Origin of the sequence: Saccharopolyspora gloriosae (assembly GCF_022828475.1) — a bacterium.
GTDB lineage: Bacteria > Actinomycetota > Actinomycetes > Mycobacteriales > Pseudonocardiaceae > Saccharopolyspora_C > Saccharopolyspora_C gloriosae_A.
In genome coordinates this window covers 1,155,923-1,179,515 of record NZ_CP059557.1, presented here as the reverse complement: position 1 = coordinate 1,179,515, position 23,593 = coordinate 1,155,923, and the positions used below count along the sequence as shown (strand labels likewise).

The 23,593-nt window shown below is 70.1% G+C and carries 17 protein-coding genes; 8 read left to right on the top strand and 9 right to left on the bottom strand.

What is annotated here, in order from left to right; genetic code table 11:
* Positions 1 to 210: 210 nt before the first annotated feature.
* Complete coding sequence (gene hrpA / locus H2Q94_RS05075) at positions 211 to 4,164, bottom strand: ATP-dependent RNA helicase HrpA (RefSeq protein ID WP_243792542.1); 3,954 nt, start codon at positions 4,162 to 4,164, stop codon at positions 211 to 213.
* Positions 4,165 to 4,678: 514 nt separating this feature from the next.
* On the opposite strand from hrpA, the gene H2Q94_RS05070 reads away from it, so the two are divergent.
* On the top strand, positions 4,679 to 5,446 hold the full coding sequence (locus H2Q94_RS05070; RefSeq protein WP_243792539.1) for a tyrosine-protein phosphatase: 768 nt from the start codon (positions 4,679 to 4,681) through the stop codon (positions 5,444 to 5,446).
* A 36-nt stretch (positions 5,447 to 5,482) separates the two neighbouring features.
* On the opposite strand, the gene H2Q94_RS05065 is transcribed toward H2Q94_RS05070, so the two are convergent.
* A complete protein-coding gene (locus H2Q94_RS05065) occupies positions 5,483 to 6,907 on the bottom strand; it encodes a neutral zinc metallopeptidase (RefSeq protein ID WP_243792537.1) in 1,425 nt (474 codons plus the stop codon).
* A gap of 313 nt (positions 6,908 to 7,220) precedes the next feature.
* Here H2Q94_RS05065 and H2Q94_RS05060 point away from each other — a divergent pair, with 313 nt between their 5' ends.
* Positions 7,221 to 8,378 carry a tetratricopeptide repeat protein gene (locus H2Q94_RS05060; RefSeq protein WP_243792535.1) on the top strand — a complete coding sequence of 386 codons (1,158 nt, stop codon included), beginning with the start codon at positions 7,221 to 7,223 and terminating at the stop codon, positions 8,376 to 8,378.
* 401 nt (positions 8,379 to 8,779) lie between these two features.
* On the opposite strand, the gene glgP is transcribed toward H2Q94_RS05060, so the two are convergent.
* Positions 8,780 to 11,329 (bottom strand): alpha-glucan family phosphorylase, encoded by a 2,550-nt coding sequence (glgP, locus tag H2Q94_RS05055; protein WP_243792533.1) that lies wholly within the window; start codon positions 11,327 to 11,329, stop codon positions 8,780 to 8,782.
* Between the two features lie 282 nt (positions 11,330 to 11,611).
* Between glgP and H2Q94_RS05050 the strand changes: the two genes are divergently transcribed.
* The 6 genes from H2Q94_RS05050 to H2Q94_RS05025 all read left to right on the top strand — a co-directional run bounded on the left by H2Q94_RS05050 (position 11,612) and on the right by H2Q94_RS05025 (position 18,419).
* Positions 11,612 to 12,895 (top strand): neutral zinc metallopeptidase, encoded by a 1,284-nt coding sequence (locus H2Q94_RS05050; protein WP_243792531.1) that lies wholly within the window; start codon positions 11,612 to 11,614, stop codon positions 12,893 to 12,895.
* A 593-nt stretch (positions 12,896 to 13,488) separates the two neighbouring features.
* Positions 13,489 to 14,076: a cysteine dioxygenase gene (locus H2Q94_RS05045; protein ID WP_243792530.1), complete on the top strand. Its 588-nt coding sequence runs from the start codon at positions 13,489 to 13,491 to the stop codon at positions 14,074 to 14,076.
* Positions 14,076 to 14,522 (top strand): rhodanese-like domain-containing protein, encoded by a 447-nt coding sequence (locus H2Q94_RS05040; protein WP_243792528.1) that lies wholly within the window; start codon positions 14,076 to 14,078, stop codon positions 14,520 to 14,522. The genes H2Q94_RS05045 and H2Q94_RS05040 overlap by 1 nt, the downstream gene beginning before the upstream one ends.
* A 569-nt stretch (positions 14,523 to 15,091) precedes the next feature.
* Positions 15,092 to 15,859: an ABC transporter ATP-binding protein gene (locus tag H2Q94_RS05035; protein WP_243795540.1), complete on the top strand. Its 768-nt coding sequence runs from the start codon at positions 15,092 to 15,094 to the stop codon at positions 15,857 to 15,859.
* A 166-nt stretch (positions 15,860 to 16,025) separates the two neighbouring features.
* Entirely contained in the window at positions 16,026 to 16,808 is a 783-nt protein-coding gene (locus H2Q94_RS05030; RefSeq protein WP_243792526.1) for an enoyl-CoA hydratase/isomerase family protein, read from the top strand.
* A gap of 432 nt (positions 16,809 to 17,240) precedes the next feature.
* Complete coding sequence (locus tag H2Q94_RS05025; RefSeq protein WP_243792524.1) at positions 17,241 to 18,419, top strand: THUMP-like domain-containing protein; 1,179 nt, start codon at positions 17,241 to 17,243, stop codon at positions 18,417 to 18,419.
* Between the two features lie 175 nt (positions 18,420 to 18,594).
* Here the strand turns inward: H2Q94_RS05025 and H2Q94_RS05020 are convergent, their stop codons facing one another.
* From H2Q94_RS05020 to dhaK, 6 genes are all read right to left on the bottom strand, one after another.
* Entirely contained in the window at positions 18,595 to 19,344 is a 750-nt protein-coding gene (locus tag H2Q94_RS05020; RefSeq protein WP_243792521.1) for an alpha/beta hydrolase, read from the bottom strand.
* A 49-nt stretch (positions 19,345 to 19,393) separates the two neighbouring features.
* Positions 19,394 to 19,708, bottom strand: a complete 315-nt coding sequence (locus H2Q94_RS05015) for a hypothetical protein (RefSeq protein ID WP_243792518.1) — start codon at positions 19,706 to 19,708, stop codon at positions 19,394 to 19,396.
* 52 nt (positions 19,709 to 19,760) lie between these two features.
* Positions 19,761 to 20,738, bottom strand: coding sequence for a DUF3558 domain-containing protein (locus H2Q94_RS05010; RefSeq protein WP_243792516.1), 978 nt, complete (start codon positions 20,736 to 20,738; stop codon positions 19,761 to 19,763).
* A 323-nt stretch (positions 20,739 to 21,061) separates the two neighbouring features.
* On the bottom strand, positions 21,062 to 21,739 hold the full coding sequence (dhaM, locus tag H2Q94_RS05005) for a dihydroxyacetone kinase phosphoryl donor subunit DhaM (RefSeq protein ID WP_243792514.1): 678 nt from the start codon (positions 21,737 to 21,739) through the stop codon (positions 21,062 to 21,064).
* A complete protein-coding gene (gene dhaL / locus H2Q94_RS05000) occupies positions 21,739 to 22,371 on the bottom strand; it encodes a dihydroxyacetone kinase subunit DhaL (protein WP_243792511.1) in 633 nt (210 codons plus the stop codon). The genes dhaM and dhaL overlap by 1 nt, the downstream gene beginning before the upstream one ends.
* 18 nt (positions 22,372 to 22,389) lie before the next feature.
* Positions 22,390 to 23,385 carry a dihydroxyacetone kinase subunit DhaK gene (gene dhaK, locus H2Q94_RS04995; RefSeq protein ID WP_243792509.1) on the bottom strand — a complete coding sequence of 332 codons (996 nt, stop codon included), beginning with the start codon at positions 23,383 to 23,385 and terminating at the stop codon, positions 22,390 to 22,392.
* Between the last annotated feature and the right edge of the window lie 208 nt (positions 23,386 to 23,593).

The window sequence follows — 23,593 nt, the reverse complement described above, 5'->3', positions numbered from 1 at the left end:
GCAGTTGGGCCGCGAAGCAAGCCTGCCTTGCGGCGAAGCCGTGCCTGTATGCGCGAAGCGCATAGCCCACGTCGAAAAGCCGACCACCGGCGGGTTCTCAGTTGGTCTCTCGCGAGGACAGCTTTTTCCCTCGTGGCGGAGCCACTAGGGAAAAAGATCCCGCAGCGAGAGACCAACTGAGGTTCCGCCACCCGACCCCCCAAGCAGCCTTCACCGAGCAGCCTTATCCAAAGCCCGGTGAATGCGCTTGGCGGAGACGGCGTGCGGGGTCCCCAACGCCTGCGCGAACAGCGAAACGCGGAACTCCTCGATCATCCAGCCGACCTTGCGCAGTTCCGCACCGGGCGCGCGACCGTCGGGGACGGCGTCGAGCAGATCCAGGTAGCGGTCCCGCACCTCGTCGATCTGCGCCATCCACTGCCGGTCGCGCTGCGGATGGTGCTGCACCTTGTCCAGCCGGTGCTCGATGGCGCGCAGGTACCGCTCCAGGTCCGGCAGCCGGTCCCATCCGGTTCCGGCGACGAATCCGGGGTGGAGCAGCCCTTCGAGCTGTTCCTTGACGTCGGCCAGCGAGTCCGCGGGCATGGTGCGTTCCCGGTCCGCCAGTGCCGATCGGGCTTGCTGCGCCGCGTTGAGCACCTTCTCCACCTTGGCGGCGGTATCGGCGGTGACGGGGCCGAGACCGGCCCGCACCTTCGCCTTCAGCGCGGCGAATCCGTCCTGGCTCCACACCGGTCCGCCCGCGTCTGCGACGAGCTTGTCCACGGCGCAGGTCACGCAGTCCTCGAGCAGGCGCGTGATGTCGCCGTGCGGGCCGGTGCCGAGTACGACGCGGGTGCGCGCGTTCATGCCTCGTTGCAAGGACTTCACCGGTGACGGCAGGTTCAGCAGCAACAGCCGCCGGGTGCCGTGCCACAACGCGCGGCGCTGTTCGGCTTCGGTGTCGAACATGCGGACCGCGACCGAGTCGCCCTCGTCCACAAGGGACGGGTAGGCCTTGACCGAGTTGCCGCCACGTTCCTTCTCGAAGGTGCGCGGCAGCTCACCGAAGCTCCACGAGCTCAGCCCGGTGCGTTCGACGGTGTCGGCGGCCGCGGAGATCTCGGCGCGCAGCTTCGGGCGCAGCCGCTGCTTGAGCGCGTCGAGATCCTTGGACTCGGCGAGCTTCTTGCCGTCCCCGTCGATCACGCGGAACGACATCTTCAGGTGTTCCGGCAACGCGTCCACGTCGAACGCGTCCGGTGGCACGGTCACCCCGGTCATGGCGCGCAGCTGCTCGCTCAGCGCACCGACGAGGTCGCCGCGCATCACCGGCATCCGGGACAGCGCGGCGCGGGCGTGGTCGGGCACCGGAACGAAGTTGCGCCGCAACGTCTTCGGCAGCGACTTCAGCAACGCGATGACGAGTTCTTCGCGCAGCCCGGGGATCTGCCAGTCGAACCCGGCGGGTTCGATCTGGTTGAGCACCGCCAGCGGGAGGTGCACGGTGACGCCGTCGGCGTCGGAGCCCGGCTCGAACTGGTAGGTCAACTCCAGCCGGTGCCCGCCCTGCTGCCAGGTGTCCGGGTAGTCGTGGTCGGTGACCCGCGCCGACTCCTGGTTGATGAGCATGGACTTCTCGAAGTTGAGCAGGTCCGGCTGCTCGCGGCGGGTCTTCTTCCACCAGGTGTCGAAGTGCCTGCCGGAGACGACTTCGGCACCGACCCGCTGGTCGTAGAACTCGAACAGCGTTTCGTCGTCCACGAGGATGTCCCTGCGGCGAGCGCGTTCCTCCAGGTCCTCCACTTCGGCGAGCAGCGCGCGGTTGTCGTGGAAGAACCGGTGGTTCGTGTCCCAGTCGCCTTCGACGAGGGCGTGCCTGATGAACAGTTCCCGGCACAGTTCCGGTTCGACGCGGCCGTAGTTGACCTTGCGCCCGGCGACCAGCGGCACGCCGAACAGGGTGACCTTCTCGCTCGCCATCACGGCGGCGCGGTTCTTCTCCCAGTGCGGTTCGCTGTAGCTGCGCTTCACCAGGTGCTGGGCGAGGTCCTCGACCCATTCGGGTTCGATGCGGGCGTTGACCCGGCCCCACAACCGGGAGGTCTCCACCAGTTCGGCGGACATCACGAACCGCGGCGGCTTCTTGAACAACGCGGAGCCGGGGAAGATCGCGAACTTCGCGTTGCGGGCACCGAGGTATTCGGTGGCGCCGCGCTGCCGCGGACCCGCCTTCTCCGTCTTCTTGTCGGTGTCCTTGAGCCCGATGTGCGAGAGCAGCCCGGCCAGCAGCGACCGGTGCACCCGCTCGGAATCGGCGGGCTCGTCGTTGAGCGACATGTCGAGCGACTTCGCCATCTGCCGCAGCTGCGAGTAGAGGTCCTGCCACTCGCGCACCCGCAGGTAGTTCAGGAAGTCCGCCTTGCACTGCTTGCGGAACTGGTTCGAGGACAGTTCGCGCTGCTGCTCGCGCAGGTGGTTCCACAGGTTCACCAACGCCAGGAAGTCCGATTCCTTGTCGCTGAACCGGGCGTGCTTCTCCCCCGCCGCCTGCTGGTGTTCCGCGGGCCGCTCCCGCGGGTCCTGAATGGACAGTCCGGAGGCGATGACGAGGGTTTCATGCAGGCAGCCGTTGCGTTCGGCGGCGATCACCATCCGCGCCAGCCGCGGATCGATGGGCAGTTGCGCCAGGGTGCGGCCGATCGAGGTGAGCTTGCGGCCGTCGTCCTCGCCGGTCTCGTCCAGCGCGCCGAGCTCGTGCAGCAGGTTGACGCCGTCGGTGATCTGGCGGCGATCCGGTGGTTCCAGGAACGGGAACGACGCCACATCGCCCAGTCCCAGCGAGGTCATCTGCAGGATCACCGAGGCGAGGTTGGTGCGCAGGATCTCCGGATCGGTGAATTTGGGGCGGGAATCGAAGTCCTGCTCCGAGTACAGGCGGATGCAGATGCCTTCGGACACTCGCCCGCAGCGGCCCTTGCGCTGGTTCGCCGACGCCTGCGAAACGGGTTCGATCGGCAGCCGCTGCACCTTCGTGCGGAAGCTGTAGCGGGAGATGCGCGCGGTGCCGGGGTCGATGACGTACTTGATGCCGGGCACCGTCAGCGAGGTCTCGGCGACGTTGGTGGCCAGCACGATGCGCCTGCCGGTGTGCGGCTGGAACGCGCGGTGCTGCTCGGCGGCCGACAGGCGCGCGTACAACGGCAGCACCTCGGTGTTGCGCAGCTTCTGCTGGTTCAACGCGTCCGCGGTGTCCCGGATCTCCCGTTCACCGCTGAGGAACACCAGGACGTCGCCGGTGCCCTCCGCGCCGAGCTCGTCGACGGCGTCGCAGATGGCCTGCGTCTGATCCCGCTCGTTGACGGGCAGATCCGGGTCCGGCGATTCCTCCACCAACGGCCGGTAGCGCACCTCGACCGGAAAGGTGCGGCCGGAGACCTCCACGATGGGGGCGTCGCCGAAGTGCCGGGAGAACCGGTCCGGGTCGATCGTCGCCGACGTGATGATCACTTTGAGGTCGGGTCGGCGCGGCAGCAGCTGCTTGAGGTAGCCGAGGATGAAGTCGATGTTCAAGCTGCGCTCGTGCGCCTCGTCGATGATCAGCGTGTCGTAGCGGCGCAGCAGCCGGTCCCGCTGGATCTCGGCGAGCAGGATCCCGTCGGTCATCAACTTCACCAGCGTCGACTCACCGGCCCGCTCGGTGAACCGCACCTGGTAGCCGACGGCCTCCCCGAGTTCGGTGCCGAGCTCCTCGGCGACCCGTTCGGCGACGGTGCGGGCCGCGAGCCTGCGCGGCTGGGTGTGCCCGATGACGCCCTGCACACCACGACCCAGCTCCAGGCACATCTTCGGGATCTGGGTGGTCTTGCCGGAGCCGGTCTCACCCGCGACGATCACCACCTGGTTGTCCCGGATCGCCGCCAGCAGGTCCTCGCGGCGCGCGCTGACGGGGAGCTGCTCGGGGTAGCCGATGGCCGGGACCGCGCCGCGACGCCGCTCGACGCGCTGCTCGGCGGCCGCCACCTCGGCGGCGATCTCGCCGGTGGCGGACTCCAGCTTCGCGGCGTCCCGGATCTTGCGGGCGCCCTCGATGCGGCGGCGGAGCCTGCGCTGGTCGTTGAACATCAGCTCGGGCAGGCGGCCGCGCAGGTCGGCCAGCGGGGAGCTCACAGGTGACGTACCCATACTTCGTTCCAGGATAGAGAACCGCGCCACCGGTTTTACGCCGGTCAGGTGTGACTCCTGTCGGAGTCCTCTCTCCCCCGGTCGTTTTGCTCTGGTGTCGGGTAGCGGAACCTCAGTTGCTTCCTCGCTGCGGGATCTTTTTCCCAAGTGGCTCCGCCACGAGGGAAAAAGCTGTCCTCGCGAGGAAGCAACTGAGAACCCGCCGGTGAGCGGCTTCTCGACGTGGGCTATGCGCTGACGCGCATACAAGCACGGCTACGCCGCCAAGCACGGCCTCCGGCCGCAGAACACGGCTACGCCGCCAAGCACGGCCTCCGGCCGCAGAACACGGCTACGCCGCAAAGCAGGGCCTTCGGCCGTGAGGTGGGCTGCTTTGCCGTCCTTCGCGGGCTGCGTCCGCCAACTGCACGGTTGCGCCGCGAAGCACCGGCCTCGCCGCGGGGCGGGACGTTGTGGGGGGGTTGATTCCGCCGTCCGGTGTACAACTGCGGGCGGGCTCGTGCGTCTTCCGGGGATGGGTGGATCTCGGGTACTGACTTGGGACGGGTTGCTCAACGGCCGGGAGCTCGGGGGGCTGCCGGTGGGTGGCGGGCACGTGCGCTGGGGAGCCGTGGTCCGCTCCGGGAATCCGGTGTTCTTGAGCGTCGACGGGTGGGCGGCGTTGTGGGAACACGGAGTGCGCACCGTCGTGGACCTCACCGACGGAGCTGAGGACGGGGCGGATCGGGCGCTGCGGCCCGCCGGGCTCACCACGCTGCGCTTCCCGTTGGACGACCATTCCGACACCGAGTTCCAGGAACGCTGGGGCGGTGCGCTGTCGTGCACGCCGCTGTACTACCCGTCGTTCGTGGACCGCTTCGCACCGCGGATCGCCGAGGTCGTCGGGGCGATCGCGCGGGCCGAACCGGGCGGGGTGCTGGTGCACTGCGGCAGCGGCCGCGACCGCACCGGGCTGATCGTGCTCGTGCTGCTCGGCCTGCTGGGCGCGAGCGCCGAGGTCATCGCGGCCGACCACGCTCTGAGCCACGAGCCGCTGCGGGTCCTGGCCGCCGCCGAGGGCCGGGCCGACGACGCGCCGGAGATCCGCCGCCTGCTCAGCGCGCACGGCACCAGCACCGCGAGCATCGTCCACTCGATCATCGGCGACCGCGACCTCACCGCGCACCTGCGTGCGGCGGGCCTGGCCGACGCGGACGTCGAGGCGCTGCGCGATCGGATGCTGAGCCGTACCCGCCCGGCCCTGCCGGACCGCTCCGTCGACACGCCGTTCTTGTTCGGCTGACCGGCCCCTTCCGGGGCGATCCGCGTTGCCGTGAAGTCAGGCCCCGTACTTGGTGCTGCAAGGGCCGAAGCCGTCCTGGAATCCGGTGCGGAACGCGTCGAGGCGGGCGAAACCGGCGGGCACCTGGTCGCCGTTGACGTCGGCGGCGATGAGGCTGTCGTCGCCGAGCAGTGCCGCCACTCCTTCGTCGATGTCGCCGGGCGCCATCCGCAGTTGCCCGACGGGATTGCGCTGCCCGATGGGGTCTTCGACGAGCAACCCGCTCCAGGAGCCCACCATGCAGGCGGTGCGCAGCCCAGCGTTCTGCCCCGTCAACGGCAGGCCCGCCGCCTGCTGCACGGAGAGCGCGTAGCGGGAGGCGATCTGCGCGTAGGCGGCGAAATCCCCGTAGCCGGAGTCCGGGCCGTCCTTCGCGGGCGGGTTCGCGATCTGCTGCAGGTCGTCCATGCTCAACGAGATCGTGTTGCTCGCCGGGCAGTAGGCGGCCGGGGCGGTGCCCCGAACACCGTCGCAGGCCAGCGGCTCGGTGCTGAGCTCCGGTGGCAGCGCCCCGGTGTCGCGGAAGACCTCCTGCAGGCTGTCCCGCACTGCTCGCAGGTTCTTCTCGTCCACCGGCAGGTCCGTTTCCTGCGCCTTCTTCCAGAACTGGAACTGGGTGGTGCGCTGCTGCACGTCGGCGGCGTCCATCGCGGCGCAGCGCTTCGGCCCTTCGCTGAAGCCGTACTGGAAGGCGGTCACGCGGTCGAATGCGCTGCCGTGCGCGTCGGCGCCCTGGAAGTCGGTGTCGCCGGGGGTGTCGCGGATGTAGTTGAGCACGCCCATCACCTTGTTCAGGCCGTCTCCGGTGGAGACCTGGAAGTGCTCGGAGTCGCCTTCGGCGACGTGCCGGAAGAACGATCCGGTGAAGCAGTCCGCCTGCTGCTCCAGCACCAGCGTCGGGTCGTCGGTGCCGGTGGTGCCCGCGCGGTGCTCCACGGCGTGGCCCATCTCGTGGGCGAGGACGGTGACCACGGCGATCTCCCCGAAGCTGTTGTTCAGCTTCGGCAGCAGGTCCGCGCGGTCCCAGGCGAGGAGGTTCTCCTTGCCGCAGTAGAAGGCGTTGGACAGCCCCTGGGTCCGCTCACCGCAGAGGGTGCCGCCGGGGGCCGTCGAGTCGTAGGAGACGAGCCGCTCCACGTCGTCGAACCGCTTGCCGTCGAAGGACTCGGGGAACTCGTCCTTCCAGTACTTCGTGATGTCGGCGACGGCGTTGCGGGCCAGCCCGTCCACCTCGCCGTTGTCGGTGCCTTCGACGGGCAGGTCCGCGTCGGCCACCCCGGTGCGGGCGCCGGTGGGGCCGTTGCCGACGGGCAGTCCGGCCACGTCGTCGGTGGCGGGACCACCCGCCACCGATGGGGTACCGCTGATCACCCGCGAGCACCCGCCGATCAGCACGATGCACGTGAGCAGCGCGAAGATCACGCCGAAGGCCCGTTGGCCGCGCCTTGCCGAAACCGGTGCCACAGAGTTCCCGTCCTGTTCTGAAGTCCGATGGCCGGGCGGCGGATCCGGTCCCCCGAGCTCGCTCCGCCGACCGCTGCGGGTCAGCCTATCGGGTGGGCCACTTCGCTTTCCGCGCGTCGGGGCGGGGGCCGCACAGCCTCGTTGACCAGGTTTTTTCAAGCCGCGCAGCGAATCCCGCGGGCGTTCGGCGACCGGCCCGTCCGTGATCGCGCTCTCGACGAGAGCGCAAAGTGCCGTGGCGGCGACGGGCTTTCACGTAAGTTCCCTGATCATGGGGAAATTGCGTCAGTGGCTGCGGCCGTGGGTCGTGGTGACGATCGTCGGCTTGGCTGCCATCGGCACCTTCGAAGGCGTCGCGGGCGACGGGCTCGGCGGATTCCGGCTCGGAGCTCTGGGCGCGCTGGCCGGCGTGATCCTGCTTCCGATGATCACCAAGTTGGGCTTGCTGGCCGGAGCGGCGATGTTCGGATTGCGGATCCGGCAGATCGTGTTCGGGTCGCTGCGCGGCATCGCGTCCTGGCGGATCGGCCGCACCACCATCACCATCCGGATGCTGCCGCTCGAACTGGCCGCCGAAATCGGCCCGTGGCGCAGTCCCGTGATCCTGCGCTGCTGGCTCGCGGGCCTCGTCTCCGCGCTGGCGGGCATCGCGGCGGTGGCGGCGAGCTGGTGGCTCGCCGAAGGCCCGTTCGGCCGCGGAGTGCTGCTCGCCGTGACACCGCTGATGCTCTACAAGCTGTGGCCGCGGCGGATCCCGCTGAGCACCTCGACGGGCTGGCTGCTGTTCGGCCTCCCCCGGATGCGGGAACCGCAGCGCAGCGAATTCCGCGCGGGTCCGCTGGCCGCCCGAGCCCACGAGGCGCTGCTCGCCGGTGACGTGGACCGGGCGCAAGCCGCGACGGACCGGCTCATCGCCGCGCACCCCGAACTGAACGCCACGATGAACTGCAAGGTCACGATGCTCGAAGCGCGCGGTGAATACGCCCAAGCCGTGCTGACCCTCGTCGGGCACATCTCGGCCGCCGACCTCGCCCAGCGCGACATGTCCTACACGCTCGCCGGACTGGCCAGCTTGGGTTTCTCCGCAGCCGAAGCGGGACAACTGCCCGCCGCGGACGTGCTGCCGATCGCGCGGAAGGCCCTGGAGGACGCGGTCAATCTCGGCTACCCCGCCTACCAGCTCAGCGGCACCAAAGCCTTGCTGGCGCTACTGGAGGACGACCCGGACGAAGCGACCCGCCTGGCCGCGATCGGCGCCGACCACAACACCTCCCCGCTGTCCAAAGCCGACGACTACGCCACCCTCGCCCGAGCCCACATGGCCCGCCACGACAACGCCTCCGCCCGCGAAGCACTGGCCAAAGCAGAAGAACTAGCCCCCTGGTGGCCCCGAGTCCGCGACACCCGCGAACGCCTCTCCGTCGCATGACCCCACAGCCCCCCGTCAGCTCGACGCGTAGCACCGGGCTTCAACACCTTCCCGATTTCGCCGCATGCTTGCCGTGCCCCCCGGAAAATCCGCCCTCCCGAACCCCCTGCCTTACGCCCAAAGGCCATGCCCCCAACGAATCCGCACAGACGGCGAAGCCGTGCAGTTAGCGGCCAAGCCCGCGAAGGGCGGGCGAAGCCACGCCTGCCTCGCGGCCGAAGGCCGTGCCTGTATGTGCGAAGCACATAGCCCACGTCAAGAAGCCGACCACCCGCGGGTTCTCAGTTGGTCTCTCGCGAGGACAGCTTTTTCCCTCGTGGCGGAGCCACTTGGGAAAAAGATCCCGCAGCGAGAGGCTCACTGAGGTTCCGCCACCCGACCCCCCAAGCAAAAAGACCCGCTCAAGCCAGAACGACTCTGCCTAGTTCGGCCGGCCCGGATAGGAGGGGGTGCTTCGGCAACACCCGGACGGTGTACCCGGTCGGCCCGGCGTGCGGCAGGGTCACCGTCGCCTCGTAGTGGCCGTCTTCGCCGGGACGCATGGATTCGGTCGTGAACTCATGCAGCTTGTCGGCATCGTCGACACGGCCCACCACCACCTCCACGTCCACATCGGACGGTTCGAGGCCCGCCAGGTCCACTTCCGCGCTGACCGTGATCCGCCCGCCCAGCAGCGGCGTCGCGCCGTCGTCCACGGACATCCGGGTGGAGCCGACCCGCACCCACGACCAGGCCGCGCTGAGCCGCGCCCCGTACTCGGCGATCTCCTTCGCGCCCTGGAAGTCGTGCTCCGACATGGCGTTCACGGACCGCGCCGCCGGACCGTAGTAGCGGTCCACGTATTCGCGGACCATGCGGGAGGACTGCACTCGCGGCCCCAGCGTGGCCAGCGTGTGGCGCACCATCGACATCCACTTGCCGGGCACTCCGTCGGTGCTGCGCTCGTAGAACGTGGGCGCGACGCTGGTGGAGATGAGCTCGTAGAGCGCGGCGGCCTCCAGGTCGTCGCGGCGGTTCTGGTCGGTGACGCCGTCGGCGTTCGGGATCGCCCAGCCGTTCTCGCCGTCGAACAGCTCGTCCCACCAGCCGTCGCGCACCGACAGGTTCAGCGCGCCGTTGAGCGCGGCCTTCATCCCCGAGGTGCCGCAGGCCTCCAACGGGCGAACCGGAGTGTTCAGCCACACGTCGCAGCCCGATACGAGGTACCGCGCCAAGGACATGTCGTAATCCGGCAGGAAGACGATGCGGTGGCGGACTTCCGGGTCATCGGCGAACCGCGCGATCTGCTGGATCATCGCCTTGCCGCCCTCATCGGCCGGGTGCGATTTGCCCGCCACCACCAGCTGCACCGGCCGTTCCGGGTCCAGCAACAGCCGCCGCAGCCGTTCGGTGTCGCGCAGCATCAACGTGAGGCGCTTGTACGTCGGCACCCTGCGGGCGAAACCGATGGTGAGCACGTCCGGGTCGAAAACCGAATCGCACCAACCGAGTTCCAGGTCGGAGGCACCGCGTTGCAACCACGCCTGCCGGAGCCTGCGGCGCACTTCGTCGACCAGCCGTTGCCGCAGCGAACTGCGCAGCTCCCAGAGCAACGGGTCGCTCACCGGTTCCATGCCGCGCAACCCGGCACCACTGTCCATTTCGGACTCGCCGAGCAGCTTGCCGAGTTCCCGCGCCGACCACGTCGGTCCGTGCACCCCGTTGGTGACCGAACCGATCGGCACCTCCTCCACCCCGAATCCGGGCCACAGCCCGCGGAACATGGTGCGCAGCACGCCGCCGTGCAGCGCGGACACCCCGTTCGCCCGCTGCGCCAGCCGCAACCCCATGTGCGCCATGTTGAACATGCCCGCGTTGCTCTCGGCGCCCAACGCCAGCACCCGCTCCGTCGGCACCCCGGGCAGCAGCGCCTGCGAGGAACCGTCGCCGAAGTAGTGCCGCACCAAGTCCACCGGGAACCGGTCGATGCCCGCCGGAACGGGCGTGTGCGTGGTGAACACCGTTCCCGCGCGCACCGCGGCGACCGCCTCGTCGAAGTTCAAGCCGGGCGCCCCGTGCAGTTCCCTGACCCGTTCCAGGCCGAGGAAACCGGCATGCCCCTCGTTGGTGTGGAACACCTCCGGCGCCGGGTGGCCGGTGAGTTCGCAGTAGGCGCGCACCGCCCGCACGCCGCCCACGCCCGCGAGGATCTCCTGCCGGATCCGGTGGTCCGAATCGCCGCCGTAGAGCCGATCGGTGGTGCCGCGCAAGTCGTCGTCGTTGTCCGGCAGGTCCGTGTCCAGCAGCAGCAGCGGAACTCGGCCCACCTGCGCCTTCCAGATCCGCGCGCGCAGCACGCGATCCCCGGGCATCGCCACCCGCACCAGGATCGGCTCGCCCGAGGGTTCGGTCAGCGTCTCCAGCGGCAGCCCCTTCGGGTCCTGCACCGGGTAGTGCTCCTGCTGCCAGCCCTGTTCGGACAACGCCTGCCGGAAGTAGCCGGAGCGGTAGAACAGGCCCACCCCGATCAGCGGCACGCCCAGGTCCGATGCCGACTTCAGGTGATCCCCGGCCAGCACGCCCAGCCCTCCCGAGTAGTTCGGCAGCGCCTCGCTGACCCCGAACTCCATCGAGAAGTACGCCACCGAGGACGGCAGCGCCGTGCCCTCCGCCTGTCGCTGTTGATACCAGCGGGGCACCGACAGGTAGTGCCGCAGGTCGTCGTCGACGGCGCGCGTGCGGGCCAGGAACTCGTCGTCCTGGGCGAGCCCGCGCAGCCGCTCCGCCGGCACCTCTTCCAGCAGCCGCAACGGGTCGCCGCCCACCCGCGACCACACCTTCGGGTCCACCGCCGCGAACAGGTCCTGCGTCGGTGGGTGCCACGTCCAGCGCAGGTTCGTCGCCAGCGTTCCCAACGCCGCCAACGGCTCCGGCAGATGTGCTCGAACGGTGAATCGGTGGACGGCTCTCACGGCGGCTGACCCTATCTCGCGGTCGATGTTGATGTTCTGATTCAGAATGTCCGGCTGCGAACCCGTGCGGCGTCTCACGTGAGCAGCCGCGGTCCTCGGCGATCGGCCGACCGGACCCGGCGGGTTCGGCGGCTCGTGGCCGACGAGGCGTATCCGACAGTCTCGCAGCCGCATGACGAATCCGTAGCCAGGTGATCAACTAACGAGTCCGACTTCGAACTCGTTCCGCGGAAGTGTCCGGCCGTGTTCGAAGACGGGTTCGGATGATGCGAAGCTGACCGGGTGCGCACCCGGCGGATCAGGATCCTCTCCGCTGCCCTGCTGGCCCTCGTTCTCGGGGTCGCGGGCTGCTCGCAACCTGCGCCGGCCCCGCCCCGCCCCGATCCCGCGACGGTCGATCCGGGATTCGTGCACGGCACCGACGGGGGCGGCATCGACCGGCTGGCCGCGACCGTCGTCAGCGACGTGCAGGCGTACTGGGCGGCGACGTTGCCCGCCGTGGCCGGAAGGCCGTGGCACGACCTCGACGGCGGCTTCTTCTCCGTGGACACCACCGCGGGCACCGGGCGGCCACCGCCGTGTTCGGGCGGCGTCGCGAACCTGGAGGGCAATGCCTACTACTGCGCCGCCGTCGACGCCGTCGCATGGGACCGCGCGGCGCTGCTTCCCGTGCTCCGGGAGCACTACGGCGACGCGGCGGTCGCCGTCGTGCTCGCCCACGAGATCGGCCACGCGGTGCAGCAGCGGTCCGGAGTGGACGTCGGCGGCGGCACCGACGCGGCGCGCATCGAAGCGGGCGCCGACTGCTACGCGGGTTCCTTCTTGCGCGCCGCCGCCGACGGACGCACCGAACACCTGCGCGTCTCCCCGGACCAGCTCGACGGGGCGCTGCACGCGCTGATCGTGTTCCGCGACCCCATCGGCACCGACGCGTCCTCGGGCGACGCGCACGGCACCTCCTTCGACCGGATCACCGCGTTCCAGGACGGCTACCGAGACGGGCCGGGGCGGTGCGGTGACCTGCCCGCCGAACGTGCCCCCACCAGCGGCGCACCCGACGGCGGCAACGAACCGCTGCAGGAGACGATCACGCGGACCGGCGCCGCCGCGGCGGAGTTCTTCGGCGAGCAGGTCACCGCCGCCGGCCGCTCCTGGACACCGCCTGCGGTGCGCGCCGCGCGCGAGTGCCCCGCCGATCCCGTCGGGTACTGCGCCGAGCGCGACCTGATCGGCTTCGATCCGGTGCGGCTCGAGGAGCTGCACCGCGATGTCGGCGATCAGGCGACGGCGACCCTGCTCGCCGCCCGGCACGCGCTCGCCGCGCTCACCGCGCTCGGGCGGCCCGTCACCGGCGCCGCGGCGGGTGCGGAGATCAGCTGCCGCACCGGGGCCTACACCGCCACGGAACCCGATCTCTCGGCTGGCGACCTGGACGAAGCGATCGAATCCCTGCTGGTCAGCGACAGCGTTTCCCGCGACGCCGACGGCGGCCGGACCATCACCGGCGGGGAGCGGGTCGCCGCGTTCCGCACCGGACTGCTGCAGGGACCCGACCACTGCGGATGATCACGTTCCGTGATCGGATTCGTCGGTGAACAGCGGAACATCGCGCACCGTTCGGAGCCTGGGGCCGGCCCGGCATCGCCGCTCACCATGATCGAGGAACGTTCCTCGCGGAGTTCGATCCGATCTTGCACCGTGGTCCGGCGAGCAAGGGAACCTTCCTGCCACCGGCCACCTCGACCAGCGCCGCGACTCCCCAGGACGCCACCCGACACAGTGATCCGCGCCGGTGAGCAGCTCGTTTTCCGCCGCCACTGCGCGAACGAGGAACCCTTCCGCCACATCAGCCCCACCGTCGCCCACATCGCGGGACGCGGCGGTCGAACACTGGCCGTGAACCCGCCGGGCATGCCAGGATCCGATCCGTGCCGGATTCGTTGCTGACTCGTGATCGCGTGATCGACCTGTTCCTGGTCGTCACTTCGGCCTGTCACTGAACGCAATTCCCCGTGACCCTGACCGGGTCGACGGCATGGCATTTCGCGATTCCGCACCTCCCCGCCTGCCCTGCGGCACGCCGCGCGGTTCAGCGCCGGGACGCCGTCGATCGGCCCGGTTCCGATTCAGTTCACGAACCAAGGAACGGAAGCCACTTCATGTCCGCACCGACGCACGTCTCCCAGTACACCCCGACCGAAGAGATCCCCGAGCTCGGCGCCTTCGAACTGCACCCCGGCATCGACTCGCCGCTGCTGCGCGACTCGATCCACCCGGACCACGACCTGTGGACGCCGAAGGAACTGCGCGACCTCACCACGCTGGCCATCACCGAACTCACCGGATCACTGCTGGACCTCGTCGAAGTCCACGACGAGGAGCGCTGGTGGGCACGCCTCGGCCTCACCGCGGGCGTCGAGCTGTGGCTGCTGTCCTGGGCGCCCGGCCAAGGCACCCAGCCGCACGACCACGGCGGCGCCTCCGGTTCGTTCGCGGTGCTGTTCGGCGAGGTCAGGGAGGACTACCGCTACCCGGCAGGACCCATCCGCAACGCGCGCCACAGCACGGGCTCGTCGATCGGATTCGGCGCGGGCCGCGCGCACCAAGTCCGCAACACCAGCTCGGTGAACGCGGCCAGCGTGCACGCCTACTCGCCGCCGCTGCTGCCGGTCCGCCACTACAAGGACCTCTCCGACGTGCCGCCCGTCGCGCCGCAGCCCGCCGGCCCCGTCCGCAGGAGCATCTGATGACCGTGCCGACCCAACGCCCCCACTCCGACGAGGCCCCCGGTTTCGGCCCGTACGGCATCGACCACCTGCTGTCCGACGCGCGCGGCGAACTGGACCGCGTCGATCCGCGCACGGCCGCGGAGCTCCAGCGCAACGGGGCTCTGCTGATCGACATCCGCCCGCAGTCCAACCGACTCACCGAAGGCGAGATCCCCGGCGCGCTGACCGTGGAACGCATCGTCCTCGAATGGCGGCTGGACCCGTCCAGTCCGCACCGGCTCGACGGCCTGCGAGTCGACCAGCCCGTGATCCTGGTCTGCAACGAGGGCTACGCGTCGAGCCTCGCCGCCGCGCAGGCCCGCGAACTCGGCCTCGGCCGGGCCACGGACCTGATCGGCGGATTCCGCGCCTGGCGTGCGGCGGGGCTCCCCGTCATCGAAGGCGGCCACGCTGCCGTCGGTTGAGGCCCTTTTGAGTAACGGTCTGCTTAGCGAGTCGGGTAGCGGAACCTCAGTTGGTCTCTCGCTGCGGGATCTTTTTCCCAAGTGGCTCCGCCACGAGGGAAAAAGCTGTCCTCGCGAGAGACCAACTGAGAACCCGCCGGTGAGCGGCTTTTCGACGTGGGCTATGCGCTGACGCGCATACAGGCACGGCCTTCGGCCGCGAGGCAAGCGGGGCTTCGCCCGCCCTTCGCGGGCTTCGCCGCCGACTGCACGGCTTCGCCACTAGGCACGGGCTTCGGCGTTGAGGGGGCTGCGGCCACTCGGGCAGGTTTCACAGGCTCTGTTCAACACCAGTGGCGAGGGCGTCGTCCGTTGGGCGGCGTCCTCGTTCGTGCGGGTGAACCGGCGGGGTTCGCGGAGGTTCGTGCGCGCTCGGTCGAGCCCGGGCGCAAGCACGTGGTGCGGGACCGGAAGAATGTGTGCTGGAGGGGACCGGCCGGTGATCGCCAGGCGGTCCGAACGGCGCCGGAACCGTGCGCAGAGCGGCCGGAAACGGCTGGGAGGTGGACGTGGACGACCTGGTCATCCGGATGGACGGAGTCGGAGTCCGGCGGGGTGGAAACGCGCTGGTGTCCGACGTGAACTGGTCGGTGGAACTCGACGAGCGCTGGGTGGTGCTGGGGCCGAACGGCGCGGGCAAGACGACGCTGCTCAAGCTCGCGGGCGCCGAACTGCACCCGTCGGACGGCACCGTCGACGTGCTCGGCGAACGCATGGGCCGCACCAACGTGTTCGAGCTGCGCCCGCGAATCGGCCTGTCCTCGGCGGCACTAGGCGCCCGCGTGCCCGGCGACGAGCTGGTCCGCGACGTCGTCGTCAGCGCCGGCTACTCGGTCCTCGGCCGGTGGCGCGAAGAGTACGACGAGATGGACACCGACCGGGCCACCGAACTGCTCGGCCTGCTCGGGATGGCGCACCTCGCCGACCGGGCCTTCGGGACGCTGTCCGAAGGCGAACGCAAGCGCACCCTGATCTCCCGCGCACTGATGACCGACCCGGAGCTGCTGCTGCTCGACGAGCCCGCGGCAGGCCTGGACCTGGGCGGCCGCGAGGACCTGGTGGCGCGGCTGTCCGCGCTGGCCCTCGACCCGGAGGCACCCGCCTCCGTGCTCGTCACCCACCACGTGGAGGAGATCCCGCCGGGATTCACCCACGCCCTGCTGCTGCGCGAGGGCGCCACCGTCGCGCAAGGCCTGCTGGCGGACGTGCTCACCGAGGACAACCTGTCGAAGACCTTCGACCAGGACCTCGAACTCCAGCGCAGCGGCGACCGCTACTTCGCCCGCAGGCGGGCCTGACCGACCCCGCACGTCCGACCGGCCCTCGTTCCCAGCTGAGCGAGGGCCGGTTACACAGCCGCGCAAGAGGACATGTGACACCACTACTGAGATCGTCGACACTGACGGTCGGCGGGAACGCGGGATAGCCTCCCGGCAAGCGGCAGTTCGACGAGGAGGTTGCGGCGTGGGTGAGTTCGTCAGGCTCGACGTGGAAGGCGCCATCGGCACGATCAGGCTGGAGCGGCCGCCGATGAACGCGCTGAACCGGCAGATCGAGCAGGAACTGAAAACCGTGGCGGCGGAGGCGGCCGAACGCCCCGACGTGCGCGCGGTGATCGTCTACGGCGGCGAGAAGGTGCTCGCGGCCGGCGCCGACATCAAAGAAATGGCCGACATGTCGTACTCCGACATGGCCGCCAAGGAGGAGAACGGCCTCACCGCCGCGATGAGCGCCGTCGCCGCCATCCCGAAACCGACGGTCGCCGCGATCACCGGCTACGCGCTCGGCGGCGGATTCGAATTGGCCCTGAGCTGCGACCGCCGCATCGTCGGCGAGAACACGAAGGTCGGTCAGCCGGAAATCCTGCTCGGCGTGATCCCCGGTGCCGGCGGCACCCAGCGGCTCGCCAGGCTCGTCGGACCGAGCAAGGCGAAGGACATCATCTTCTCCGGCCGGTTCGTCAAAGCCCCCGAAGCACTGGACATGGGCCTCGTCGACGAAGTCGTGGCCCCCGACGAGGTGTACGCGGCGGCCCGCAAGTGGGCCGAACAGTTCGCCAACGGCCCGGCGCGTGCGCTGGCGGCGGCGAAGGCCGCGATCGACGGTGGGCTCGACATGGACCTCGACAACGGACTCCGCCTGGAAACGCAGATCTTCGCCGGGCTCTTCGCCACCGAGGACCAGAAGATCGGGATGCGCTCGTTCATCGAAAACGGCCCGGGCAAAGCCGAGTTCACCGGTAAGTGAAGTCGAGGTGCTGACCCGGTCTTTTTGGTTTGGTGGTCGGGTAGCGGAACCTCAGTGAGCCTCTCGCTGCGGGATCTTTTTCCCAAGTGGCTCCGCCACGAGGGAAAAAGCTGTCCTCGCGAGAGGCTCACTGAGAACCCGCCGGTGGTCGGCTTCTTGACGTGGGCTATGTGCTTCGCACATACAGGCACGGCCTTCGGCCGCAAGGCAGGCGTGGCTTCGCCCGCCCTTCGCGGACTTCGCCGCCAAAGGCACGGCTTCGCCGCAAAGAAATGGGTTTTCGGTTTTTGAGGCGTTGGCGTTGCTGGCGTACGTGGCCGAATTGGGTGCGTCCACCGGGCGCTGGGGGTCGGACCTTGTTCCAGGGTTCGGGGTGTCGAGGGCTAGAGTGCTGCGGTCCTGGTGGAGCTCTTGTGCGGTGGTGGAATTCGGGTGGGGTACGCCTTCGACCTCGATGATGTGGCCTTCCTGCGGTCCGCCGCCGGGGCCGAGGCCGTCGCGGCGGTGGCGCAACGGCCGCTGACTTCCGCATCGCGGTTCGCCGACGTCGCCGCGGCTCGGGCCGTCGCCGGGCCGCGGTTCGCCGCCGCAGCGCTGGAAACCGCGGTACTGCGCGGCCGAGCCGAGTCCAAACTGGACGGTGCAGGGCGGTGGCTGTTCACCGAGGACGCGTTGCAGCAGGCCACGACCGCCGCCGTCGCCAGGCACCGGGCGCGGCGGCTCACCGGTCACGTGGTGCACGACGTGACCTGCTCGATCGGCGCGGACCTCCGAGAGGTCGCGCTGGTCGCCGACCGGTGCCTCGGCTCCGACCTCGACGAGGTCCGGCTCGCGATGGCCCGGCACAACCTCACCGCCGACGGCAGCCCCGCCGGGCTCGTGCGCGCGGACGCGCTGCGCCCTGTCAGCACCGGAACCACGATCGTCGCCGACCCCGCCCGCCGCGACGGCACCGGCCGCCGCCGCTGGAACCCGGCCGACCTGGTGCCGCCGCTGGACGAACTGCTCGATGTCCACGCGGGACGCGACATGGTCGTGAAATGCGCGCCCGGCCTCGACTTCGACGCCATTCCCGAACACGCCGAAGTGGAAATCGTCTCGCTCGCCGGGCAGGTGCGGGAGGCCGCGGTGTGGCTCGGCGGACTCGCCGAGCCCGGGGTGCGGCGACGCGCCACCGTGCTGCGCACCGACGGCTCCCGCGACGAACTCACCGACCGAGCACCCGACGACTGCCCCGTGCTCGACATCGGCCAGTGGATCGTCGACCCCGACGGAGCGGTGGTGCGCGCCGGGCTGGTGCGCCACTACGCCGCCCGGCACGGCCTCGGCCAACTCGACCCGCGCATCGCCTACCTCACCGGTGACGCGCCACCACCCGGAATCCGGGCGTTCCGGGTGATCGACCACGGCAAGTACGCGGAAAAGGCACTGCGGGCGCTGCTGCGCGAACACGACGTGGGACGCCTGGAGATCATGACCCGCGGCGTCGACGTGGACCCCGACGCGCTGCGCCGCAAGCTCAAACCACGCGGCGCCACCGAGGCCACCGCCATCCTCACCCGAGTCGGCAGCACCCCCCACGCCTACCTCTGCCGCGCGGAACGCACCTGACGCCCCCGGTCGCGAAACCCCGATCCAGGTGAACGGCCCAATACCACCGCAGAAGGAGACATTCACCCGCGACCACCGGTGCGGTCGATGTCCCTTTTCGCCCGATGAGCGGGCGAATGAGGCATTCACCTCAGCCGACTCCGGGGGCACGGACGTTGCCGGAAGGCCGAGGCGCTCACTGGCCGATGATGGTGACCTGGCGCGTCTCGGACGGGCCTTCCCAGGTGCGGGGCAGCGGGGTGGCTACGTCGGGGGCGACGATGTCCACGATGGCGTCCAGCGCGGACTCCGCCTTGCCGACCCACAGGTGCTTCGTGTCGTCGAACCCGGTGACCTGCGCCTGCGGGATCGTCGAGAACCGGCGGCGGGCCTCCTCCGGGCGGAGGTAGTCGTCGAACTCCGGCACCAGGGCGTGCACCGGTTTCCCCGACTCGCCCCACGCGCGCAGGTTCTCCTCGGTGCTCCAGCGCAGCGGCGGTGAGATCAGGATCGCGCCTTGCACCAACGGGTCCAGCCCGTGCACGAGGGTGAGGTCGGTGCCGAACGACCAGCCGACGAGCCACACGTTCGGCAGGTCGTGGAACTCGGCGTACTCCAGCGCCGCGGCCACGTCGAACCGTTCGGAGTCGCCGTTGTCGAACGAACCCTCGCTGCGCCCCGCTTCGCTGACGGTGCCGCGAGTGTTGAACCGCAGCACCGCGAGATCGGCCAGCGCGGGCAGCCGGAACGCGGCCTTGCGGTAGAGGTGCGAATCCATCATCCCGCCGTGCGTGGGCAGCGGGTGCAGGCACACCAGCGTGGCCCGCGGAGCACCGTTCGCAGGCAACGACAACTCACCGATCAACTGCAGCTCATCGGCGGTGTGCAGGGTGATCTGCTCCCGCTCGGCCGGAAGCACGGTGTTGGCGCGGATTTCGGTGCTCATCGGGTCGATCCTCCCACGCCGACCCGGTCACACCGGTGTGAGATGCCCGTCAGGACCAGCGCCGAGTGGGACCGCGGCGGCCGCGAGCCCGCCAGCATCCGCTGTGCCAATGCCGCCGATCGGCGACGTCGCCCTGCTCGTCGGCGGGCCACGCCACCACGTGCCCGACACCGGGCCGCACCTCGTGATCGCAGCCCGGGCAGCGGTAGGTCTTCGTGGCCTGCGCGGCCGGAACGGTCCGCACGATCCACTCACCGTCCGGTCCTTCCTCGACCCTGGACCAGCCGAAACCGGAACCCAACGGCCGAGCGCCCTGCCCCGGCGAGTCCCCGGACGGGCGTTGCGAACGATTACGACGCGGCACGCCCCCACGGTAACGACCCTGGCCGGTTCCCGTAGCGGTGCGGGTAGCGGAACTAGGACCGCGGGAGTTCCTGCCAAGCCCGTTCCGCGAGTCCTCTGGCGAACTCGCAGGCGTCCAGGCCGGTGCCGTCGGGATAGGCCACAACGAGCATCGCCACCTCGACCTGACCGCCGCCCGGTTCGCCGAACGGGATGTGCCCGGTCTCCGCGGAGCACAGCGGGGTGCTCGGGTCGCCGCCGACGACGCTGGTCACCGTGCGGCGGCCCGCGATCCGCTCCTGCACCGCCGATCCGTGCAGCACGGCAGGTGGAGCACCGGCGGTGTGCACCAGCCGTACCCGCGGCGACGCGGCGTCGGCCGCGCCCCACTGGCACTGGTGGCCCGCCGGGGACGCCACCGGTTCCGCCTGCTCCAGACCGGGCACCTGCCGCACGACCTCGGTGCCGAGCACCCGGCACGGATCGCTCAACGCCAGCGAGTTCGCCGGATACGGGCGGTGCGCCACCTGCTGCCTGCCGATCGCGGCGACGACGTCGCGCGCTCCCGCCTCGGCCATCCCGCACAGTGCGGCGCCGGGGCTGCCATCGAGCTGATCTGCGCTGACCAGCAGGGAATTGCCGTCTCCGAACAGAACTCGCCGCGTGCAGTGGCCCGGCAACGGCGCCTCCTGCGCGATCCGCAACGGACCCTCGCCGACCACCGGATCGGCCTGCCCCGGAACCTCCCGCGCCAGTTCACCGACCTTCAGCTGCGCCAGCGCACCATCGGCCATCCGCATCCGGAACAGGCAGTAGTCCAACGACACGGTGCCCGCGTTGCGCGCTTCGCCGAACTCGGTCAGCGATGCCGGATCGATCAGCGAACAGGGATCGACCGTGCGCGGATCACCGAGGGACGCGGCCATCGTCGCCGACTCGCGGTCCGGCGTCGGCTCCGGACGCGGCTGCGCCGCACCGCTGCAGCCGACGGCCAGCAGCAGCAACGACATCAGCACCACCGGCAAGCCTCGAAAGCACGGACGCAGCGGCATCGGCCCACTTTAACTCGGCGGAACGCATCAGCGTGATCTGCGTAGTGGAGCCGACAACGGAAACGCCCGTGAACGAACCATCGGATCCACGAGTGTCCATTTCGGACTCAGCTCCGGAATGATCTTTTGATCAGTGTCCTGTCAGCGGCGAAGCCGATGAGCAGCGACCACCTCAGCAACCGGCACCCCGGCGGGCTCCCAGTTGCTTCCTCGCGAGAACGGCCTCGTGGCGGAGCCACTCCGGAAAAGATCCCGCAGCGAGGAAGCAACTGAGGTTCCGCTACCCCGGCGCCAAAGCAGAACGAGCCCGCGAACCCCTCAACTCATTCGCCGAAGTTCTGGTCCACCAAGTCGAGGACGCGCTGCACGGCCGTGCCCGCGTCGGTACCGGTGGCCACCAAGGTGATGCGGTCGCCCTTGCGGGCGCCGAGGCCCATCAAGCCGAGCACGCTCGCCGCGTCCGCCTCCGCGTCGCCCGCCCGCACCCGGACGTCCGCCTGCAGACCGGCGAGGCTGCGAGCCAGCAACGCGGCCGGGCGGGCGTGCAAACCCACCTCGTTGCGCAGCTCGATCTCTTCGATGATCGACTCCCCGGTCGCGGCGACCGGTTGCTGCTCGACGTCCGAACCGACTCCGGCTCCGACCGCCGCCCGCGCCACCGCTTCCCGGTCCTTGCCGCCCTGCGCCTCGACCGCGGCGGCGACCGCGCCCTCGACCAGCGGCGCGTCCGCCACGACCGCACTCGTCGGATCGCCCAGCGACTCCACGGCGAGCTCCGCGGTCATCTGCGCGCTGCCCAGGTCGTAGAGCAGCACAACACCGGAACCCGTGTCGGCGTCGGACAGCGCGGCCGAGACCTTGTCGAAGTCGGTACCGACCTCACCCCCCGGCAAACCGCCCGCGGGAACGACCTTGACGTCCGGCGCCATCTGTACGGCGAGCTCGGCCACTCCGGCGGCGAGCCGCTCGCTGTGCGAGACGATGACCAGGCCGACACTCATCACACGGACCTCGATTCGGCGAACGCGGACAACAGCAACGCGGTCGACCGCGCACCCGGGTCAACGTGACCGGCGCTGCGATCTCCCAAGTAGGAAGCTCGGCCCTTGCGAGCCACGAGCGGTTCGGTGGCTTCCGCGCCGGCATGCGCGGCCTCCGCCGCCAGCGCCAGCACCCGCGCCGGTGCGGCACCGTCCGCGGCCGCCGCCTTCGCCGCGTCCACCGCCGGAATGAGCGCGTCCACCATCGTCTTGTCCCCGGCCACGGCCTTGCCGCGGGCGACGACTCCTTCCAGCCCGGCCTGCAGCGCGGCCGCCACCGCCGGACCGTCCAGCTCCAGCGCATCGCCCACCGCGGCCGCCGCACGCAGGAACGCCGTGCCGTAAAGCGGGCCGGACGCGCCGCCGACCGTCGAGATCAACGTGGTCGCGACCTGCTTGAGCACCGCACCCGGCGTCTCCGGCACCGCCGTGTCCAACTTCGCCACGACCGCGCGGAAACCACGATCCATGTTCTCGCCGTGGTCGGCGTCGCCGATCACCCGGTCCAGCTGGATCAGCTCATCCCGATGCGCGGAGACCGTCGCCGCGCCCGCGTGCAGCGCGCCGATCATGTCCGTTGCCGTGCAACCCATCTAGTCCACCCGTCCTAGTCACCAACGCAGTGCGGCCGTGCGCACCGGGTCGTCCCACAGTTCGGTGATCTCATCGTCCAACTTCAGCAACGTCAGGCTCATGCCCTGCATGTCCAGGCTCGTCGTGAAGGGGCCGACCAGTCGCCTGCGCACCCGGACACCGCGCTCCGCGAGCAGCCGCTCCGCGATCCCGTGCGCCCCGTACAGCTCGATCAGCGGAGTCGCGCCCATCGAGTTCGTGAACAGCAGGACATCGTCGCCCTCGGCGAACGGCAGGTCCTCCAAGATCGGCTCCAGCAGCTTCGCGACGAGGCCGTCGGCGCGCTCCATCGGCAGGCGCCGCCTGCCCGGCTCGCCGTGGATGCCGATGCCGATCTCCATCTCGTCCTCGCCGAGCGTGAAACTCGGCTCGCCCGCGTGCGGAACCGTCGGCCCGGTCAGCGCCACCCCCATGGACCGCACCTGCGCCACCACCCGCCGGGCGATCGCCTCGCACCGCTCCAGGCTCTCGCCTCGCTCGGCAGCAGCGCCGACGATCTTCTCCACGAGCACGGTGCCGCCGACACCGCGCCGCCCCGCGGTGTGCGTGGAGTCCTTGACCGCCACGTCGTCGTCGACGATGACCGCGCGGACATCGGCGCCTTCGAGTCCGGCGAGTTCCGCGGCCGTCTCGAAGTTCAGCACGTCGCCGGTGTAGTTCTTCACCACCAGCAGCGCCCCGGCGCCCGACTCGGTCTCGGCGATCGCCGCCTGCACCGCGTCCGGCGTCGGCGACGTGAACACGGCACCCGGCACCGCCGCGGTGAGCATGCCCGCGCCGACGAACCCGCCGTGCAGCGGTTCGTGCCCCGATCCGCCACCGGAGATCAACGCGACCTTGCCGGTCACCGGCGCGTCCGCGCGCACGATCAACGCGGGGTCGGTGCGGACGCGCAGCAACTCCGGATGCGCGGCGGCCATGCCGTTCAACGCGTCGGCGACCACCGTCGCCGGATCGTTGATGATCTTCTTCACCGTTGGCCTCCTTGCCGCCGGTTCGCGACCGCGGCACCACCTGCTCGGCGACCGGGCTCGCAGGAACGTACGGACTCCCCGACCGAATGTGCACGGAAGGGCCGTCTCACCGCATCCTCACCTCGATCCGGATCGGACGGAACCTCCCGCTCGTTCCGCCCAGCCCGGAAGGCGCACATTCGATCACTCCGAGCGCGGAGATTACGCG

Bases quoted from the DNA above. Each gene is read 5' to 3' on its own strand.
- hrpA (WP_243792542.1), bottom strand. From the start codon at position 4,164: ATGGGTACGTCACCTGTGAGCTCCCCGCTGGCCGACCTGCGCGGCCGC.
- H2Q94_RS05070 (WP_243792539.1), top strand. From the start codon at position 4,679: ATGGGTGGATCTCGGGTACTGACTTGGGACGGGTTGCTCAACGGCCGG.
- H2Q94_RS05060 (WP_243792535.1), top strand. From the start codon at position 7,221: ATGGGGAAATTGCGTCAGTGGCTGCGGCCGTGGGTCGTGGTGACGATC.
- H2Q94_RS05045 (WP_243792530.1), top strand. From the start codon at position 13,489: ATGTCCGCACCGACGCACGTCTCCCAGTACACCCCGACCGAAGAGATC.
- H2Q94_RS05040 (WP_243792528.1), top strand. From the start codon at position 14,076: ATGACCGTGCCGACCCAACGCCCCCACTCCGACGAGGCCCCCGGTTTC.
- H2Q94_RS05035 (WP_243795540.1), top strand. From the start codon at position 15,092: ATGGACGGAGTCGGAGTCCGGCGGGGTGGAAACGCGCTGGTGTCCGAC.
- H2Q94_RS05020 (WP_243792521.1), bottom strand. From the start codon at position 19,344: ATGAGCACCGAAATCCGCGCCAACACCGTGCTTCCGGCCGAGCGGGAG.
- H2Q94_RS05010 (WP_243792516.1), bottom strand. From the start codon at position 20,738: ATGCCGCTGCGTCCGTGCTTTCGAGGCTTGCCGGTGGTGCTGATGTCG.
- dhaM (WP_243792514.1), bottom strand. From the start codon at position 21,739: ATGAGTGTCGGCCTGGTCATCGTCTCGCACAGCGAGCGGCTCGCCGCC.
- dhaL (WP_243792511.1), bottom strand. From the start codon at position 22,371: ATGGGTTGCACGGCAACGGACATGATCGGCGCGCTGCACGCGGGCGCG.